Annotated in this window: 19 protein-coding genes and 1 pseudogene; 7 read left to right on the forward strand and 13 right to left on the reverse strand. The window is 59.1% G+C overall.

Features of this window, described 5'->3' with window-relative positions:
• Window positions 1–133: 133 nt before the first annotated feature.
• Together ACTJKF_RS13725 and ACTJKF_RS13730 are read right to left on the reverse strand one after the other, a co-directional pair.
• Window positions 134–487 (reverse strand): hypothetical protein, encoded by a 354-nt coding sequence (locus tag ACTJKF_RS13725; RefSeq protein WP_440624067.1) that lies wholly within the window; start codon window positions 485–487, stop codon window positions 134–136.
• The gene (locus ACTJKF_RS13730; protein ID WP_440624068.1) at window positions 487–927 is read right to left on the reverse strand and encodes a hypothetical protein; all 441 of its coding nucleotides are present in this window, start codon (window positions 925–927) and stop codon (window positions 487–489) included. The genes ACTJKF_RS13725 and ACTJKF_RS13730 overlap by 1 nt, the downstream gene beginning before the upstream one ends.
• Before the next feature lie 136 nt (window positions 928–1063).
• Here ACTJKF_RS13730 and ACTJKF_RS13735 point away from each other — a divergent pair, with 136 nt between their 5' ends.
• Together ACTJKF_RS13735 and ACTJKF_RS13740 are read left to right on the forward strand one after the other, a co-directional pair.
• Window positions 1064–1414, forward strand: a complete 351-nt coding sequence (locus ACTJKF_RS13735) for a helix-turn-helix domain-containing protein (RefSeq protein WP_440624070.1) — start codon at window positions 1064–1066, stop codon at window positions 1412–1414.
• Window positions 1415–1417: 3 nt separating this feature from the next.
• Complete coding sequence (locus ACTJKF_RS13740) at window positions 1418–1936, forward strand: ImmA/IrrE family metallo-endopeptidase (RefSeq protein ID WP_440624071.1); 519 nt, start codon at window positions 1418–1420, stop codon at window positions 1934–1936.
• Window positions 1937–2068: 132 nt separating this feature from the next.
• Here ACTJKF_RS13740 and ACTJKF_RS13745 read toward each other — a convergent pair whose 3' ends face one another.
• The 6 genes from ACTJKF_RS13745 to ACTJKF_RS13770 all read right to left on the reverse strand — a co-directional run bounded on the left by ACTJKF_RS13745 (window position 2069) and on the right by ACTJKF_RS13770 (window position 10229).
• Entirely contained in the window at window positions 2069–2986 is a 918-nt protein-coding gene (locus ACTJKF_RS13745) for a hypothetical protein (RefSeq protein WP_440624072.1), read from the reverse strand.
• Entirely contained in the window at window positions 2983–3789 is an 807-nt protein-coding gene (locus tag ACTJKF_RS13750) for a HipA family kinase (RefSeq protein ID WP_440624073.1), read from the reverse strand. The genes ACTJKF_RS13745 and ACTJKF_RS13750 overlap by 4 nt, the downstream gene beginning before the upstream one ends.
• Entirely contained in the window at window positions 3786–4043 is a 258-nt protein-coding gene (locus ACTJKF_RS13755) for a hypothetical protein (RefSeq protein ID WP_440624074.1), read from the reverse strand. The genes ACTJKF_RS13750 and ACTJKF_RS13755 overlap by 4 nt, the downstream gene beginning before the upstream one ends.
• 90 nt (window positions 4044–4133) lie before the next feature.
• Window positions 4134–7520 carry a DEAD/DEAH box helicase family protein gene (locus ACTJKF_RS13760; RefSeq protein WP_440624075.1) on the reverse strand — a complete coding sequence of 1129 codons (3387 nt, stop codon included), beginning with the start codon at window positions 7518–7520 and terminating at the stop codon, window positions 4134–4136.
• Window positions 7474–8691: a restriction endonuclease subunit S gene (locus tag ACTJKF_RS13765; RefSeq protein WP_440624076.1), complete on the reverse strand. Its 1218-nt coding sequence runs from the start codon at window positions 8689–8691 to the stop codon at window positions 7474–7476. Before ACTJKF_RS13765 ends, ACTJKF_RS13760 begins: the two co-directional genes overlap by 47 nt.
• Window positions 8688–10229, reverse strand: a complete 1542-nt coding sequence (locus ACTJKF_RS13770) for a type I restriction-modification system subunit M (protein ID WP_440624077.1) — start codon at window positions 10227–10229, stop codon at window positions 8688–8690. The genes ACTJKF_RS13765 and ACTJKF_RS13770 overlap by 4 nt, the downstream gene beginning before the upstream one ends.
• Window positions 10230–10273: 44 nt before the next feature.
• Between ACTJKF_RS13770 and ACTJKF_RS13775 the strand changes: the two genes are divergently transcribed.
• On the forward strand, window positions 10274–10564 hold the full coding sequence (locus ACTJKF_RS13775) for a DUF4145 domain-containing protein (RefSeq protein ID WP_440624078.1): 291 nt from the start codon (window positions 10274–10276) through the stop codon (window positions 10562–10564).
• A gap of 293 nt (window positions 10565–10857) precedes the next feature.
• Here ACTJKF_RS13775 and ACTJKF_RS13780 read toward each other — a convergent pair whose 3' ends face one another.
• Entirely contained in the window at window positions 10858–11364 is a 507-nt protein-coding gene (locus tag ACTJKF_RS13780) for a DUF1493 family protein (RefSeq protein WP_440624079.1), read from the reverse strand.
• Window positions 11364–11462 (reverse strand): annotated as a pseudogene (locus ACTJKF_RS13785) (STM2901 family protein); the annotation flags it as partial. The pseudogene ACTJKF_RS13785 and the gene ACTJKF_RS13780, both read right to left, overlap by 1 nt.
• 217 nt (window positions 11463–11679) lie before the next feature.
• On the opposite strand from ACTJKF_RS13785, the gene ACTJKF_RS13790 reads away from it, so the two are divergent.
• Window positions 11680–13233 (forward strand): tyrosine-type recombinase/integrase, encoded by a 1554-nt coding sequence (locus ACTJKF_RS13790; RefSeq protein ID WP_440624080.1) that lies wholly within the window; start codon window positions 11680–11682, stop codon window positions 13231–13233.
• 314 nt (window positions 13234–13547) lie between these two features.
• Here the strand turns inward: ACTJKF_RS13790 and ACTJKF_RS13795 are convergent, their stop codons facing one another.
• Window positions 13548–14522, reverse strand: coding sequence for a LysR family transcriptional regulator (locus tag ACTJKF_RS13795; protein WP_440624081.1), 975 nt, complete (start codon window positions 14520–14522; stop codon window positions 13548–13550).
• 197 nt (window positions 14523–14719) lie between these two features.
• Window positions 14720–15688, reverse strand: a complete 969-nt coding sequence (locus tag ACTJKF_RS13800) for a GlxA family transcriptional regulator (RefSeq protein WP_440624082.1) — start codon at window positions 15686–15688, stop codon at window positions 14720–14722.
• A gap of 116 nt (window positions 15689–15804) precedes the next feature.
• Here ACTJKF_RS13800 and ACTJKF_RS13805 point away from each other — a divergent pair, with 116 nt between their 5' ends.
• A complete protein-coding gene (locus ACTJKF_RS13805; protein WP_440624083.1) occupies window positions 15805–16488 on the forward strand; it encodes a DJ-1/PfpI family protein in 684 nt (227 codons plus the stop codon).
• Window positions 16489–16596: 108 nt separating this feature from the next.
• Complete coding sequence (locus tag ACTJKF_RS13810; RefSeq protein WP_440624084.1) at window positions 16597–16908, forward strand: cupin domain-containing protein; 312 nt, start codon at window positions 16597–16599, stop codon at window positions 16906–16908.
• Window positions 16909–16951: 43 nt separating this feature from the next.
• On the opposite strand, the gene ACTJKF_RS13815 is transcribed toward ACTJKF_RS13810, so the two are convergent.
• Entirely contained in the window at window positions 16952–17236 is a 285-nt protein-coding gene (locus ACTJKF_RS13815; protein ID WP_440624085.1) for a PAAR domain-containing protein, read from the reverse strand.
• 448 nt (window positions 17237–17684) lie between these two features.
• On the opposite strand from ACTJKF_RS13815, the gene ACTJKF_RS13820 reads away from it, so the two are divergent.
• Window positions 17685–18572 carry a LysR family transcriptional regulator gene (locus ACTJKF_RS13820; RefSeq protein ID WP_440624086.1) on the forward strand — a complete coding sequence of 296 codons (888 nt, stop codon included), beginning with the start codon at window positions 17685–17687 and terminating at the stop codon, window positions 18570–18572.
• The last annotated feature ends 188 nt before the right edge of the window (window positions 18573–18760 follow it).

Below are 18760 nucleotides of genomic sequence, written 5' to 3' on the forward strand. Positions count from 1 at the left end.
GTGATGGTCCACGCGCCGTTTGCCATCGTCGATTCGCAGACGAGGAACCCCACCCGTTCCGCGGCGAAGGCATGCGGCCGGTCAAGGTCGCGGTGAAGTTCTGCGACCAGCGTCGAGCTAATCGTGATGGATGTCATTTAAGCGCCACCATGTGTGCACCCAGCATGCCCAGCAAAGGCAACGACGACGGAACCCCTTGCCAGGACCAGACGTGCCATACGCGACCAGCAATAACGCGCTCGGTCCAGTTTGCAGGCTTGCCGACAATTTGCTCGCGCTCTGCAATCCGTTGCGACAGGTAGAGGCGGCTCGTATAGCCGTTGGCCCCATTCGGTGCCAGCAGTGCATCGAGGATGTAGGTCTTGTCCCCGACCTGGAGCCGTAGTGCGGGCAGATGAATGAATACCTCCGGTCCATCCATGAAGACCTTGGCGCCAGGGACTACGGCCAGCAACGGCCGTAGTCGTTCGTCGTCGAGGCCCCCCATCACGACGAGCTTCCGGTGCGGACTGCGCTGAGAAACTCTTCGCCGCCGACGACGTGAATGTGCGAGTTATCGTCGAGAGGTGGAAAGTCGCCGGGGCCGAGGACCTTTTCGAGCACCTTGTCGGCCGGAACACCCAGCTTCTTCTTCAGCTCTGCAACCAGATACGTGCCCGCCTCAATCTCGACGGGACGGTTGTCGATTCTGACGGTGACGAGGTGCGGCGCCGGGTGGTGTTCGTGATGGCCGTGATGTTCATGGTGACCGTGATGGGCGTGGTGCTCGTGGTGGCGATTCGGTTCACGGTGCGCGTGCTGCTCGCCGTGGCCTTCATGGTGCGGCAGGGAGCGGCCCGGCTGCTCGCCATGGTCGCCGTGGGCGTGTTCGCCCGGGGTTTGCTCAGGGTTGTGCATGGTTACCTCTAAAGTTTGCATCAATGACATCGAACCATTCGATGTTAGCCAGATTGTCCTTCAGCGGAACCGGCATGTCAACCATGATGACTTTTCTGGTGCATGTCAGCCATCTTGACATGTCATCAATATTGACATATACGCGGCGCGAGTTATACTGCCGAACATGGACAAGTTCTATGAAGAGTTCGGGCGGGCGCTGCGGGAGCGCCGAATTAAAGCCAACCTGACGCAGGATGACGTGGCGTCGAAGGTCGGGCTTGGACGCACGTCTGTCACAAATATCGAGAAGGGACGACAGCAGGTCTCGTTGCACATGCTTTATCAACTGGCTGATGCCGTTGACGCAGAACCCTCGTCTCTCCTACCTCCAAGAAGTGAGACCAAGGAGAAGTCGGAGCTTCCTGCTGAGCTGGAGAGTTCACTGGCCAAACTTGGTGACGAGACAGAAAGACAATGGGCTAGAGACTTCCTAGATTCGCCCGAGGTTCTCGCTTCTCTCGAAGAAAAGCGCTAAAACATGGCAAACCCAGAAAATAAAGCACGACAGACACTTCAGACCGCTGGTGTGACTGACGCACCAGTCGATGTTGAACTTGTCGCCAAACAAATGGGATGCAAGGTCATGTTTCAGACCTTGAAATCAGACCTGTCGGGACTCTTGGTAAATCAGCCAGGAAAGTGCCTGATTGGAGTCAACTCTCATCAGAGTAAGACTCGCCAACGATTCACCATTGCTCACGAGCTCGGACATCTCGTCCTACAGCACAAAGGAGAGATGTTCGTTGACGGGACAGTCCTTCGAAGGGACGAGAACAGTGGCCGAGCAATAGACCCACAGGAAATTGCTGCCAACCAGTTTGCGGCCGCGCTCTTGATGCCTTCCGATTGGGTTTATAAGAAATTGGCCGAGAACCGGAAACAGTCGCCCGACAGTTCTGCCGAAGAAGTGACGACTGCACTTGCGGCCCAATTTGAAGTCAGCCCACAAGCCATGGGTATCCGGTTGGCAAATCTGGGGTGCCTTATTCCTGAGTAAAGATAGACGCGCCGCGCAAGACCGGCTGAGGTCGTTCCACTGTGCGCATCGAAACATTCCCGCGACCGCAGGGCCGACCTCCCCTTGAGGTGGTCGGCATATATTGAGCGTGCTAACTGTTAGAGAGCCTTCTCAATCGACCGACGCCCACTCATAAACGTCGCGTGCCAGTGGGCCAGGGTCATCATGAGCTGATACTACGAAGCCCTGTTGCTCAAGGCTCCAACTTTGCTCGCCAAGGATATTTTCAATCCTCTCTCGGTCTAGCGCGGGCATGCTGTCTGTTGCCGGCGTCATGACGAAAAGCCCCAGGCCTCGGTCCTGAAGACGGTTCACCCGGGCATAGGTCGTCAGGTCTCTCGATGCGCGCAAGAAATTCAGCTCAACGCTAGTCGGAGTCTTGTACACCGCCGAGATGACGCTCCCAGCCTTGCCGGGGGGAGCGAGATTGAATTCGAGCCAGTGAGACTGCCCCGTCGATTCATCGAGAAGCGCTCGTTGCGGCTCGGTACTAATTCTCTCAAACGATAACCCGGCAATTTTCTTCAACTCGTCATCAACAAGACGGCGCACAGCGGCGTTGTCGAGCGTGATGAATTCACGGGTCTTCCGTTCTTCGCGAGGCACAAGAGGCACGACGTCGTGATAGAGCCGACTCAAAACAGCATCCACGGACACGCCTGATGTCGCCCACTGACTTCCGATTGAGATAGCGTCCGTCTCGAATGGCACGTCTTCGAGACCCGCCCCATTCTTCTGTGCACGCAGCATGCCCTGCTCGGCCGCTTCCATGAGGTCGCGAATCTGACCAAGGTCGTCCCGGCCATAGATACATTCAAACTTCGACAGGTCATCGAGCAAACGGAAGCTGAACGGCCCACCACGTGTGCCGACAATAACTCCAACGGTGTAGCGTTGGGGCGCGAAAGCATCTGGTTGCAATTCGATGGTCGCCCAGACGCCCTCAAATTCGGGGGCAGGCACGGCGAGCGCATGTCGCCTGACATGAGCAAGAGGGTCTGAGCCGGTCGACATGAACAAGGTTCTCATACGATGCACCCCAATTCATTGGCTAGCCAATCGCGTTGAGCGCGATGTCCCAGAAACTGCAGAACGTTTGCGGTCAGCGTTGCAGCTTCAGTCGAGTCGGAAATCACTTTCGAAATGAATTGCTCGAGCGATGGTGCGACCTGCACGAGAGCCTGCTCATGCTGCAAGGAGGCCACCGCCATCGACGCTTCAAACCTGGTATAGCCGGCCTGCTTGAGCAGATTTCGGGCCTCCTTGCGCAAACTGTTGTGCGCATATTGGAGACCGCCTGCTAGCCAAATTAGCGTGTAGAGAATGAGCTCGTTGTCGATGGGGATATAGTCTCCACCCGACGTCCGCAGGAAATTCCCAGTATGGCGGTCCTGATTTTCGACCCAGTGGTCGAATGCAGCGATTCTTGCGATGTCGCGGTGCTTGAACGCACTTGCCTTTCGAGCGGCTTGGAGCCACTTCCACCGCGCGGTGATGTGCTTGCCGGGAACGGCTGAAGTGCAAAAGGCTGGTACCTCTTTGTACTTCAGCCAATGCTGGTCCAGCGGCATGCTCTGGCGAAGCCTGCTAACAGGCAAGAGAACAACAGCTGCGAACTCCGGTCGAGGCAGGTCGAGGGCAGCCGCTATCATCCATGCGATGCTCTCAGTGAGCACCATGGGGTTGCCGAGCGGAGCCGCTTTGACAAAGCATTTATGCAAACGGCCGTTTGCGTCGGCGATGACCGCCTGGTGGGTAGTGTGGTTCTGCCCCTTGTTGGCGGCCGCCCCCCGGAACTCCCGCCAAGCATCCGCTGGCAGAATTGGAATCATGTCGTGCTCTCACTGAGAATCACAAGGAGCGCCGCCACGATACGTGGCGCGCCGCGGAAACCCTCATATCCCTCGTGTTCGTGAACCGAGACCATGGCTTCCAGGGCCCGATATGCGGGGCCGTCACCGTTGTGGAGAGTCTCCTCGAAGGCGTTGAGGTCAATAGTCAGCTTCGTTGCCCCCTTCTCTCGCATGGCCACGAATTTTTCGAGGGCGTCGGTCCAGTAGGGGTCTTGAGACCAGTGTCGAGTCATGATTGTGTCTGTGCGAAAGGGGTGTCTATGAAGCGAACCTTGGAAGCTGCCTTCAGGCCTAGGAGTTGACGTTAGTCTCGACTACCGTCATCAGGCCACCGCCCTTTCCCGAATCTCCGCGAGGACCTGCACAATCTGCGTCACCGTCGCCGCTGGGAACACTCCGAGTGGCCCCTGAGCATTTATATCCGTGAACGGCGATTCGAATAACCGCGCGGCCTCCATCACCCCGTTCTGCGTCAGCTCTTGGACAATCAGGTCGATGAACTCAATTTGGTTAGGCGTCGCGGTCGTTCCTTGAAGGAACTCGCTAAACGCTGCAGCAGCTGCCTCGCGGTCCAGACCGACCAGTGAACGGATAAAGATGCCGAGACCGTGGCTCTTCCCCACCGCCTCGTTTATAAGCTCTTGCGTGCCGCCAGCCTCGACCAGCATGCGCTCAAGTTCCTCAAGGTCCGATGACGTGAGCGGTTGATTGCGACGCAGACGTTGCAGAGCAAGATGCGATTCGTGCTCTTTCAAGAATTGGCGCGCCTTTTCCTTGAACTTGCTCATATTGAGTCCGGCCATGACCTGTGGCAGGTCGATGATTTGTACATCCCCGAGTTCGTCCACGAAGTCGGTGTAAACAATCTTCTTCTGCCCTTTTGGAATCAGCTTTACCAGAGCCCGCAGTCGGCGGCGGACCGTTTCCAGCATGGGGACCGTAACGTCCTGCCACCACTCGTCACTGGCGACGGCCTGAATCAGCTCGGCTTCCGCCTTGATGGCAGGAATCGCAAACTGCTCCTCGAGCGCGCTGGCAATGGCCTGGATTTTTTCTCTCAGGCCAACAAATCCTGGTGCGGCTTGCAGAATGGCCAGCTGGGTCCGCAATACGAGAATGTCGAACCGCTTGGCCTCTTCGTCCTCGTCCGGTAGTTCGGACGGCAACCCGGCAACTCGCGTATTCAGTTCATGAACTTGTTCGTCGCCGAGCGTGTCCCAGGCTTGCTTGGTGGCGTACCGCTCCACGAACTGCCGGTGAGGGCGAACCACAAAGTTGTCGAGGTTCATGGCGGCCACACGGGTCTGCAACAGGGTCACCGTATCACCGCGCAATTGCTCGAACGTCAGCCCCTCATCAGGCACACCTGCAGTCTTGTCCTTGCGGCGTTTGTCGAGTTCGACCAACATCTCGACTCGAGCCTTGAATAGCCGTGTACTGAGGGACTCCGCCGTTGCTCCCTCGGTCACCTTCGGGTCCTGGCTGAAGAACTCGAGGTTCTCGCAGAAATCGAAGACGAAAAAGTCCTTCTTGTCCTGCCCCGGCCCGAACAGGTCCTTGCACAATCGGGTACCACGCCCGAGCATCTGCCAGAACTTGGTCTTAGACCGGACAACCTTGAAGAAGACGAGGTTGACTACCTCAGGGACATCGATGCCGGTATCCAGCATATCGACCGAAATAGCAATGTGCGGGGCCTTCTCCTTGTCCGAGAAGTCGTCGATGAGCGACTGCGCGTATTCGGTCTTGTAGGTCACCACGCGTGCGAACTGTCCCTTGTAGTGCGGATAGTTCACATCGAACCGCTTCGCGATGAAATCAGCATGGTCGTTGTTCTTGGCGAAAATAATCGTCTTGCCAAGCCGGTCGCCGCCGGCGACCTTGTGACCAAGCTGCATGAGGACTTCAAGCGCCTTATCGACCGTGTCGGCATTGAACAGCCACTTGTTCAAATCCTCGGAGTCGATTTCGTTCGGCGTTATTCCCTCATCATTCCATTCCTTCTCGTCCCACTCCTGCTTTTCTTCTTCGGACAGCTCATCGTACCGGATACCCTGACGGTGGAATTTGAGCGGAACAGAAACTGCCACGGGTGGAACAAGATAGCCCTCGGCAACAGCATCATCCAGACTATAGGCATCGGTTGGCACGCCCGGCTCCAGGTCAAACAGGCCATAAGTGTTCTTGTCGATTTCGTCCCGGGGCGTGGCGGTCAGGCCGACGAGCAACGAATCAAAGTACCGGAAGATGGACCGGTATTTCTGGTACACCGACCGATGAGCCTCGTCGATGATGACCAGGTCGAAGTAGCCGACACCGAATCGACGTTGCCCGTCGAACGATTCGTCGATGAGCTTCATCATCGTCGGGTAGGTCGAGACGTAGACACGACCGTCGGTATTCTTCTCCGTCACCAGATTGACTGGCGATGATGAAGGCAGGTGTGCCTTGAAAGCATTGACCGCCTGATTGACCAGCGCCACTCGGTCGGCGAGGAATAAGACGCGCTTAACCCAGTTGGCTCGCATCAGCACGTCAGCCAGGGCGATGACGGTACGGGTCTTGCCGGAACCGGTCGCCATCACCAACAAGGATTTGCGCTGGTTGTCCTTCTCGAACGTTTCGCCCACGCGGCGAACTGCGCGGTTCTGGTAATGACGCTCGATAATCTTGCCGTCAATCAACGTTTCGCCGAGCTTCTTGCGGCTGGCGCGGCGCTGGATGAGGAGCTCCAGTTCGCTCTTCGTGTAGAAGCCCTGCATCTCGCGTGGTGCATAGAACTTGTCGTCCCATATCCAATGCTCGTAGCCGTTCGAGTAAACGATGATGGGACGCTGCTCGTACATCTTCTCGAGGCAATCAGCATAAAGCTTCGCCTGCTGCTGCCCCACCGTTGGACTCTTCGTCGTCCGCTTGGCCTCAATAACCATCAGCGGTTTGCCGTCACTGCCCCAGAACACGTAATCGGCATAGCCGACGCCCTCGCCATTGGGCATGCCCTCGACCTTAACCTCAAAGTTCTTGGCCGGGTCCATAGCCCAGCCAGCCTCCTTAAGCAACAGGTCGATATAGGCCTTTCGGGTCTCGGCTTCCGAGTAATCGTGAGTATCCGGCTGAGCAGTGTTGACTGCCTTGGCAGTGGCAATCTCCGCTCGCAGCTTTTCCAGCTCAGCCTGAGTTTGCGCCTTGTCGGCAAGCAACGAAGAAAGCTTCTCGTCGCGCTCCTGGAGTTCGGCGACCAGCTTCTCCAGTTGCGCCTGGGTTTGGGGAGGCGTGCCCGACGCACCCGGAATGAGTTGTGCCGAGAACGAAATCCCGGGCGCCGGATGGGATGTCCGGCCATACGTACGTGCAAGCCAGTAGCAAAAGTGAAAAAGCTCGCGGACCGAGTTCAGCGCGTCGGACTGGGAAATTTTGCGCGTACTGTGAGCTGCCTCATTGCCCATATCCTTGATGAAACGGGCCTTGGCAAAAACAGCGTGGCCAACCCCGTTCCGGAAGGTGGGCTCGTAAATATATGCGCTAAGGTTGTCCTGATAGGGCTGTTTGAGCGTCTTGTCGTGAGTGTAGAGCCATGCCACGCCGAGTTCCAAGGTTCGGCGCGCATAGATACAGGCGACCCGAGGGTCGTTGTTTACCGCGCCTTCCGCCTTGCTGACATCCTCATGCAGGAAGGACCACTCGGGTTGAAGGAAGGTGAAGTTGCTCACTTATTCTTTTCCCATGAAATACGTCAGATTGGAGCGATTTAAAGAGCTTATCCGTATAAGCATATGCTTCCCGACCACGCCTAGACATAGCATTGACAACATCTAGAGCCGCCAAGAACCGCATGCGATGCTCGATTGGAGGTAGCGGAATATCAAGGTCTCGCAGTATCGCGAGGTTAATATTTTTTTGCGCCACCTCGGGAGCATTTTCTTCGAGAGTTTTCTGAAGAAAGGACAACCATACTCGAACGTATTCAATCGTGGCTCTATCATTTGCCACGAATCCCACGACGCTGTCTGGAAAGCAAGCATCAAACGTGAGTATCCCAGTTTTTGCAATATTGGCAGCAATTGTGATGCATAAGGTTCCGGCTCGCCATAGCCGAGACTGGCGCAACCCCTCTTCTGAATACGTGCCGGAAAATGACTCAACATATCCGCCAGAATTCGCGACATCACCAGTCTGTACTAGCGGATACGGACCACCAAGAAGCTTCGGGGCATTACGCGGCCGGTGCTTTGACACACCCCTGTCTAAAGTACCGACCTCACCTAGCTTGGCCGTCGGCCAGTTCTTCGGATTTCTAACAGGGGACCCAAACATGTCGACAAAAATCGCCTGTGCCATGCCACCAAGCAACGCCAGTGCCTCTCTCCGCTTCGCGCGCAACGCGTCTGCTTTATCGAGAATGGCAGCAATGCGACGTTGCTCTTCGATTGAGGGAACAGGTATCGTTACCTGCTTAACAACATCGCTGTTGAGGTTTTTAACGACCGCTCCGGCCGCAAGTTTCACGAACTGAGCGTACACCAAGTCTGATGACAGGACGCGATAAAGGTAGTCCTCGTCCAAACGCGCTTTGTCATATCGTAAAACCAACCAACCGTCGTGAATGCAGCCAGATGTTCGAAGAATATATGGGCGACCAAAGCTCATTGAATTCGTGAGCAAAAAGTCTCCTGCGGCGACGTGGCGCGAGCGGTTAGCTCCCTCCGGTTTTATTTTTTCCTTCGTCGTATAGATATATTTTTCGCCCTCCGCAACATCGCCAATTTTTATCCAGTTGACACCGTTTTCGGAATCTGTGATGTATTGGTCAATGGGCCGTGGTGACCCGCCGCGTTGAATTTCGCATAGTTCACCGAGTGTAAATTGATTCCGACTGTTCATAGCGGCAACAGCTCCTCAAGCTCAGCCATGCCGGCCTGAATTTCAGCGTCAAGGTCTCGGAGCTTCGTGAGAATGTCCTTTGGCGGCAGATGCTCGACCTCCTCATGCAGAACCTCCTTGTACCGATTGATAGAAAGGTCGTAACCCTGCGCAGCAATTTCTGCCCTGGGAACACAGAAGCTTTGTGCAGTACGAGGACGGTCGCGTTCAGCCCCTCCCCGTTGCTTCCACCGAGCCAGCGCATCCGGCAGATTGTTCTTGACGTGTTCGGAGTCGGTGAGCGGTTGTGCCGGCGTCACACCCAGCCTCTCTTCATCGAGTTGTGGCTGGCGCTTGTCATCAAGGCTCCAGCCATCAGCTTCCATATCGTAGAACCAGACATGGTCCGTCCCGCCCGAATTGGTCTTGGTGAACACGAGAATGGCCGTCGACACGCCGGCGTATGGCTTGAATGCTCCAGTGGGCAGAGAAATCACGCCGTCGAGTTTATGGTCTTCGACGATGGTTCGACGCAGTTCCTTGTGAGCATTCGACGAACCGAACAGGACACCGTCGGGCACAATAACCGCTGCTCGGCCACCTGGCTTCAGCAACCGAAGAAAAAGCGCAAGGAACAGGAGTTCAGTTTTCTTCGTCTTGACGATGGAAAGCAGGTCCTTGGCCGTGTTCTCGTAGTCGAGCGAGCCTGCGAACGGTGGATTGGCCAGGATGAGGGAGTATTTTTCTTCGTCGCCGGCGTGGTCCTGCGCCAATGAGTCCTTATAACGGATGTCTGGATTCTCAACGCCGTGCAGCACCATGTTCATGTTGCCAATGCGGAGCATGGTGTTGTCGAAGTCATATCCGTGGAACATCCCGTTATGGAAATGCTCACGCCGAGCGGCATGGTTGAGAAGCTTCGGGTAGGTCTCGCGCAGGTACTCGCTGGCGGCTACGAGGAAGCCGCACGTGCCGCTGGCCGGGTCGCAGATGACGTCGTCCGCATTCGGCTCCGTCATCGCGACCATCAGCTTGATGATGTGGCGGGGCGTACGGAACTGGCCGTTCTGGCCGGCACTCGCAATCTTGCCCAGCATGTACTCATAGACATCGCCCTTGGTATCCAGGTCGTCCATCGGGACGTGGTCGAGCATGTCGACGACCTTGGCCAGCAAGCCGGGCGTCGGAATGGTAAAGCGCGCATCCTTCATGTGATGCGCATAGGTCGTGTCCTGACCACCCAGAACGCGCAGGAACGGGAAGACGTGCTCGCCAACCACCGTGAACATCTCAGCCGGCGCGAAATTCTTGAACCGTGACCAGCGCAGGTCATTGTAATCGCGTCCCTTGTCGTCCGCCCCAATCGCGAAGATGCGGGTAACCTGAGGCTTACCCGTGATAACGGCCTTCTGCTCCTCGAGCGTATGCATCTCGTCCAGTCGACGGATGAAGAGGAGGTAGGTGATTTGCTCCATCACCTCAAGCGGATTGGAGATACCGCCGGACCAGAACGAGTCCCAGATGGCGTTGATTTGACTGCGAATTTCGCCGGTAAGCATGCTGACGTTTTCCTGACTTTGGGGACTGATTTTGCACGCGGCTGGTGCGTGAAATCAAACTTTCGGATGCTATCACGGGACCTGCCACACGACGCCTGGGAACGCCGCCGTGTCCGGGACTACCATGTCTATGTCCCAAGGTCGAGCGTGGAGTATCTACCTGGGCCGACGCTCTTCGCGTAGAGAGGAACATCGGCGCGCATGCATCAGATGTCCAAACGACTCGCGAAGATGCGCAAGACATCATTGACTTCACCGTCGCAATCTTCGAGTACGTTTACACGCTGGCCGACAAATACGAACGATATCTTGAGAGGAAACGCGGGAGTAGCTAACCGTCCCGACGCTGATGCGCATAGAGGCTGGCGAACCGGGCGTTGGTATCGGCCTCTACGCGACGGCTTTATGGCTCACAAGACGTGATGGCGCTCTCGCCGGACTGTGGCGTCTCCAGAAAAGGGACCAGGGTACGCTTGAAATGGACGTACGAGCGGCTGTCGCGTTCGGGAAGTCTCGGGCACGAGCGTCGGCGAAGGCTCGGCAAAGCCGCAAGGAGAAACGCAACGAAAAGCTGACCAAGTGACGGTTCGTCACTTTGCCGTATGGCGCCGCGCCGGTTCTAAGGCTCCTACGTGAACTCGCAAGATGTGGAATTCATTGCGGCCCCGAAGACCATAGGTATTTGTTGCGACGCCCGAGAGGATGAATGTTGCCGCCGACATGGATGAGGGTCCTGGCGGCTCTCTTGCACTCCTCGTCGCGAGTCGCTTGCTAGTAGTACTTCCCCTCCGACAGAGCTTCGCAATCCCACCCATTTGCCGTGGAGGATTGCTTTATATAGCATTCCCACGGTCATTGTTTCTCTCTTTAGGGAATGGGGCCTTCTCATTATGAATTTTTGAAATAAATGTGAGATAAAACCCTCTCCCTCCATGAAAAAGTAGCGACAAAAGTCATAGTCCCCCCGGTCCACTTTGAACGTGTCGAAGTACTTCTCCATGAATTCATCGGCGTCATCGCCATGTTGCCCTAGCGAATAGACGACATCCATGTCATCGGTGACGGGCTTCTTGGGAGATAGGCAAGCCTCCTCCCGGATAAATGCCACCAACTCATCCCGAGTGTATCGTTGCATCACAACACCCTGTCTTCAGGTCGAGCAATCCGGTTGTACTTAAGCACTGTTTCGTAACCAATCGTCGCAACATCTCTCGCCATCAGAACCCAACCGACAACCCTGCACTCTTTCTTGGCGTTTCACGGTAAAACCGTCGAATCCGCGGTCGGCAAAGAACTATTGTCGGGATTCGACGACAGCTTGAATAATTACTCGTGCTCGCTTGGTGTAGGGTCACACTCGAAGAGCGACCGAAGGAGTCATCTGCGTGCATGGCGCAGGTTAGCGGACTCGTTACTCGATGAACACCGACGCATCAAGCCGGTGCGCAAAATGAGTCCGGAAGTGTCGCCGTTCCACGTCGCCCTACGTTCCGCCTTGGCATCGACGGGTGAAGCTCCTAAAACCATCGCCAGGCGGGCAGGCGCATCGACTACTGCCCTCCAGAGATGGATGAAGGGCGCGTTTCCGAACCGTCGGGCGTTTCCATCTGTTAGGCGGATTGAGCGAGAACTGAAGCTAGAGGCGGGCGCCTTGGAGTCTCTGATTCCGGCTGTTAAGAAGTCGCTCGACGATGCTGCATTGTCTACAGTTTCGGCTCAAATCGACTATCGCGCCCGGCTAATGCGTAATATCAAGGATACTTACTACATTCAGCCGAACGCGCTGTCCACTGACTTCCTCGCGGAATGGAATGCCTTTTTCGCATACAAAACCGACAAACGGACGAGTCTAGCGCGAACTCCCCGCGGAACATGGCGACTATTCCCCGGCGACAAGCTGGCCAAATTAACGGCGGCGCACGCCTGGCGAAATGGCCTGTACTGCACAACTGCCCAGAAGACGTTAGACAAGTTCCGCTCCTTCTTCGGCTTTCTTGTTCGCCCGCGGGAAAATGGTGGGTACGGCGTTTCTGCTGGCGCGGCGCAAAGCCTCGCATGGTTTGCTTCTCGCGATGCCGTCAACGCTTACCTTGAATTCCTGCGAGGACAGGCCGGCGGTTTGGTTCATGGAGGTCATGCGGCATTCGCGGCGCTCGCGGCGAGTCTCGTCAATTCCGAGACGGGCTTCGTCGCGCAGCAGCCTAAACTCATTGAGCGCCTGCCGCCCGGGACATTGAACCTGAACTGGGCAAACGCGTGCCGAGAAACTTTACAACTCGTCAAAGAATGGTCGAACGACGCAACCGATGTGTCGAGACGGCCAGAAGAGCCTATCCAGGCACTGCTCGATATGTCAGAGCCATTGGCCCCCCTGCTCCGAGCTGTCGAGTTGCTTGACCAACAAGCAGCGTTTGCAGCTCCAGGCAGCAGGCTAGAAGCGACTCGCAAGCGCGACGCGCTGCTGTTGTCGATTGTGATTGCAAACCCGCTTCGCCTTCGAAATTTGGTAACCATGACCTGGCGCCCGAACAACACGGGCTCTCTGTATCGCCGTGAAGACGGCCAGTGGCGAATTCGCTTCGGTCCGCAAGACTTCAAAAACGACCGCAAAGCAATCAAGGGAACGTACGACGCGCCGTTACCACGAGCCCTCGCAGCCCGAATTGAGGAGTACCTTGACGAGTTCCGGCCCCGCCTTCTCCGCGCCAATCCCAAGGCAGACTGGCTTTTCCCGAACGAAGATTCGGGCAAGTGGACCAGTTTGAATAAGCACTTCTTCAGGCTGACACGACGGCTTATTCCTCAGACACCGGGATTTGGACCGCACGCTTTGCGACATCTTGTTGCAACCGACTACCTGAGGAAACATTCGAACGATTTCCTTACCGTTAGCCAACTACTGCATGACAAATTGGAGACAGTGCTCGCCGAATACGCGCACCTGAGACAGGACGATGCTTTCGCAAAATATGAAGTCCATCTTCGCGGTGTCACAGCTAGTTGAGCGGCTGACGGAAGCCGGTTACCGGGCAATTCGGCCGCCAGTTCTGACTGTCGAGGTTGCAATGAGAAATTTTGAGCTGGTCGGAGCAGCTCCTGCATGCCTGGAAACTGCTACCCCGGGCTGCTATCCTTGGAACGTGTAGCAGCCGCGGACGCAAGCTGGACGGGCGGTTCCGAGTACCAATCGCGAATCCCTGATTCGCCACCAAATGCGAAAAGCCGCTGTTCCGCAAGGATCAGCGGCTTTTTTCATTGCTTCATCCGGCGCACGCGATGCGCGCGTCGCCCACCCTTCGGGCTACGCGCTGCCCGCAGCTACGCCACCACCGCCCCGCGCTGCGCGTCGGGCACCTCGGCTCGCACCTTCCCCCGCCAGTTCTCACCACCCTCCAGCGCCGGCGTCGACTCGAACAGCTCCGCGATCCAGTCCGCGAACACGCGCACCTTCTGCGACAGATGCCGGTTGTGCGGATACACGATCGAGATCGGCTTGGGCTTCGGATTGCAGTCGGGCAACACCTCGACCAGCGAACCGTCGCGCAGGTTCGGCAGCACCATGAACAGCGTCGGCTGGATCATCCCGAACCCTTCGAGCCCGCACGTGACGTACGCATCCGAATCGTTGACGGTCACGCTGCCGTTCATCCGCACCTCGACCGGCTTGCCCTCGATCATGAACACCCACGGAATCGCCCGCGCACCGTGGCTCGCGCGGAAATTCACCGCATGATGATCGGCCAGGTCGGCGATCTCCTGCGGCTCGCCGTGACGCGCCAGATAGTCGGGCGACGCGCAGGTCACGCGCTTGAGCATCCCGATCCGCCGCGCGACCATCGACGAATCCTCCAGCGGCCCGACCCGGATCATGCAGTCGATGCCCTCCTCGACCGGATCCACGTAGCGGTCCGACAAGCCGAGATCGAGCGTGATGTCCGGATAGCGCTGCCGGAAGAGCGACAGCGCCGGCAACACGATGCGGCGCCCGAGCGAGCTCGGCATGTGGACGCGCAGCACGCCGCTCGGCTTGCGGTTGCCGGTCTGGAAGCTCGCGTCGGCTTCCGCGATCTCCGAGATGATCTTCATGCAGTGCTCGTAGTACGCGGCGCCCTCGGGCGTCAGCGACAGCCGGCGCGTCGTCCGGTGCATCAGGCGCACGCCGAGCAGCGCCTCGAGATTCTGGATGATGGTGGTCACCGACGCGCGCGGCATCGCGAGCGTGTCGGCCGCGCGCGTGAAGCTGTTCGCGTCGACGACGCGGGTGAAAACTTCCATTGCCTGAATGCGGTCCATGTTGCCCCCCTTCGAATCGCCAACGAAACAGAATAGAGCCCGCAACGGGCACGACACAAGCCCCTGTCTATTGTTCTCCGCTTCTGAATAGTCACGGCGTTTCGGACTCGAAAGTGATCGGCTTTCGTGCAGTTCCGGACGACGATCGCTCCGCCCCCGATCGCCGCGTGCGGGCGGCTCCGCCGTCCAACGACGCGTTACCGCACGAACCGCTCGCGATAGCCCTGCGGCGACACGCCGAGCACCCGCACGAAACTGCGCCGCAGCGTTTCTTCCGAACCGAAGCCGCAGCGCGTGGCGATCCGCTTGACGGGCCACGCGGTTTCGCCGAGCAGGCGCTGCGCGGCCTCCACACGCATCTGTTCGACCGCGCGCGCGGGCGTGCGGCCGGTTCCCGCGCGGTAGTGACGCACGAAGCTGCGCTCGCTCATGCTGACGCGCTCGGCGAGCGCGGGCACCGACAGGTCGGCGCTCAGGTGCTCGGCGATCCATGCATGCAGTTCGCCGAAGCGGTCGTCGGTGCGCTGCATCGACAGCATCGCGCTGAACTGCGCCTGGCCGCCCGGCCGCTTCAGGAACACGACGAGCTCGCGCGCGGCGTCGAGCGCGATCGCCCGCCCGAGATCTTCCTCGACGAGCGCGAGCGCGAGATCGATGCCGGCGGTCACGCCGGCCGACGTCCATAGCGCACCTTCGCGGATGAAGATCGGATCGGGTTCGACGCGCACGTTCGGATAGCGCGCCGCGAATTCGTCGCAGCGTGCCCAGTGCGTGACCGCGCGCCGCCCGTCGAGCAGGCCGGCCTCGGCGAGCAGGAATGCCCCGGTGCAGACCGACGCGACACGTCGCGCGCGCCGCGCCTGCTGCCGGACCCAGCGCACCATCCGCGCATCCTGCGACGCGGCGTGCACGCCCTTGCCGCCGGCGACGATCACCGTATCCGGCCGCACGGCCGAGCGCAGCGCATCGGCCATCACGACGAGACCGGACGACGTCTCGATCGGCCCGGCCTCGGGCGCCACGACGCGCGGCGCATACGGCGCCGGCTGCCCGCGCGCCTGCGCGAGCTCGTTGACGGAGGCGAACACCTGCAGCGGCCCGGTCACGTCGAGCAACTGCGCACGGGGGAACGCGAGGATGACGATCGAGCGCGGCGCGGCGAACATGGCGATTGGCTGAAAACGTGGGCGATATGGCAATTTCGCCAAACACTACGCGCCTAGAATCGATCTGTCCATCGTGCGCCGGCCGCGGCGCCGCCCCTTCCCTTCGGAGTGTTCGCATGACCCTGCATATCGGCCTTCTCGTGTTTCCGGGCGTTCAGCAACTCGATCTCACCGGCCCGCACGACGTGCTCGCGTCGCTGCCCGACGCGGCGGTTCATCTGGTCTGGAAATCGCGCGAGCCCGTCGCGTCGAGCAGCGGCCTCGCGCTCGCGCCGACCTGCACGTTCGACGACTGTCCGCCGCTCGACGTGATCTGCGTGCCCGGCGGAATCGGGATCAACGACCTGCTGCTCGATGCCGAAACGATCGCGTTCGTGCGGCAGCGTGCGGCCGCCGCGCGCTACGTGACGTCGGTCTGCACGGGCGCGCTGCTGCTCGGCGTGGCCGGCCTGCTGCGCGGCCGCCGCGCGACGACGCACTGGGCGTTTCATGCGCTGCTCGAGCCGCTCGGCGCGGTGCCCGTGCGCGAGCGCGTGGTACGCGACGGCAACCTGATCACCGGCGGCGGCGTGACGGCCGGCATCGATTTCGCGTTGACGATCGCCGCCGAACTGGCTGGCAACGAAGAGGCGCAGTCGATCCAGCTGGCACTCGAGTACGCACCCGCGCCGCCGTTCGACGCAGGTTCGCCGGATACCGCGCCGGCGTCGGTCCTGAAGCGCGTGACCGAGCGTTCGGCGGCCGGGCTGGCGAAGCGCACGCAGATCGTCGACGCAGCATTGCGCACGATGTCGCGCTGACTTCGCGCTGACTTCGCTCGGAAGGCATCCGGCAGGCAGACAGGCTGCGCGCCGCGCAGCCGCACGCGGTCAGCCGCCCTCGGCGGCATTCGCACTCACGGATCATCGATGAACATCATCCGCAGCACCGGGTTCACCGCGCCGCGCCCGTGGGGCGCGCTCGACATCGCGAAACTGAACGGCATCACGGTCCGCCTGCACTGGACCGATCAGCCATACCGCTGGCATGTGAACGACGGCGAGGAAGTGTTCGCGGTGCTCGACGGTCGGGTCGAAATGCGTTACCGGGAAGCCGGCATCGAGCACGCGACGGTGCTCGAAACGGGAGACGTATTCCACGCAACGATCGGTACCGAGCACGTCGCGCATCCGCTCGGCGAAGCACGCATTCTCGTGATCGAGACCGAAGGCAGCGTCTGACGGTGGACGGGCCGCCGCATGCATCGCCCGGATGCGACGGACGTCAGCCCGAGAGGGTCCCCGTCCCCTGCGACGGGATCAGCTTCGGCTGCGGCGTGCACAGGCACTGGCACAGGTCGTGTTCGAGCGCGACGACCTTGCCCATCACGGTCATCGTTCGCTCGCCGCCGTCCGACACGATCACGCCCTGGGTCTTGCACGCGGCGCAGAAAACCGGCGCGCCGAGATAGGCAAGCTCGCGGCCGTCGAACGACGAATTGGCGATCCCTTCGAGCACGACGCCGCCGTGGTCGGTCGTGTCGCCCTTCAGAATGAATTTACGGCTCATGGTTCGGCTCTCCCTCGGAAACGCCGCGCGGCACGGCGTCGGGCCGCGCACGGGCAATCGGTATCCGCCCGTCGGTCGCGGGCGTTTCGCGAGGATATCACCGCGCCGCCGAGGTCATGATCGACGTGAACGAAGCGATCCCGATCGTGGCGATAGAGACGCGTCCCGCCCGAATCGAATTGCGTGCCGGTTATTAAATATCTTGATGATTAAATTCACCAATATTTTCGTACAATTACTAAATACAAATCGCTCGCTCAGGTTTATATCCGGGAAAGATCGGATCGCGAAAAGGCCAGCCCAAAGCCCGTCCAGCCGGTTATTCTGGAACCGTTCACCATCCTGATCAACAGGCGATTCCATAATAATCATTCACCGGAACAAGCCTTCAAAACCGGATAAATCGATAGATATAATTCAATAAACAATTTTTATTTATCGATAAAAAATGGACGAACTTCTCCCGATGCGGTTATTTGTGAAGGTGGCCGAACTGCGCAGCTTCGCACGCGCGGCGACCGAGCTGAACATCTCCAATTCGTCGGCCACGCGCCTCGTCATGGGTATCGAGGACCGGCTCGGCGCGCGCCTGCTGAACCGCACGACGCGCAGCCTGTCGCTGACCGATGCCGGTCATCTCTATCTCGCGCAGATCCGTCATGTGATCGAGGAAATCGACCGCGTCGAGGAAACGATCGCGTCGATGCACCACGAGCCGATCGGGTCGCTGAAGATCGCCGCGCCCGTGATGTTCGGCATGCACATGCTCGCCCCGGCGATCGATGCGTTCAAGACGCTGCATCCGGCCATCGTGCCGGAAGTCACGATCGTGGACCGCCACGTCGATCTCGTGTCGGAAGGCTTCGACATCGGATTGCTGCTGTCGCAGCACATCGGCAGCAACACCCTGGTGAAACGCCCGCTCACGCGTATCAAGCGGATCGTCTGTGCGGCACCGTCGTATGTCGACCGGCATGGCGCGCCAACCCATCCGCACGACCTCGCGTCCCTCGCATGCCTTGCGTTTCATGCCGACTTCGCGGGCGAACACCTGACGTTCGAACAGGGCGCGGCACGCGTCACCGTGCGCCCGAACAAGTCCGCGTCGTCGAACAACATCGGGCTGATCCGCAACTGGGCGCTGGCGGGCATGGGCATCGCGGTGCTGCCCGACTTCCTCGTCGAAGCCGATCTCGCCGGCGGCCGGCTGCGCACACTGCTCCCCGACTTTCGGCTGGAGGAACTCGAGATGAATGTCGCGTACCCGAGCCGGCGCCATTTTCCACGCAAGGCCCGACTTTTCGTCGATCACCTGATCGATCATTTCGTCAGGTAAATGAAGGCAACAATCGCGCACCATTTTCCCGGCGTCGGCGACCAACTCCCCGCCGAGCCCGCCAGCAGCCGGGAAGCCGCGCCATGCGCGGCTCGGGCAGTCGCGCCGCGGCGCCGCACACGGTATGGGCACGGCTGTTGCGTCGGTGCATCTCAGTAGTGAACCGCTCTTGGCAGCGCGCGCTTGAG

Origin of the sequence: Burkholderia sp. 22313 (genome assembly GCF_052045245.1) — a bacterium.
Lineage (GTDB): Bacteria > Pseudomonadota > Gammaproteobacteria > Burkholderiales > Burkholderiaceae > Burkholderia.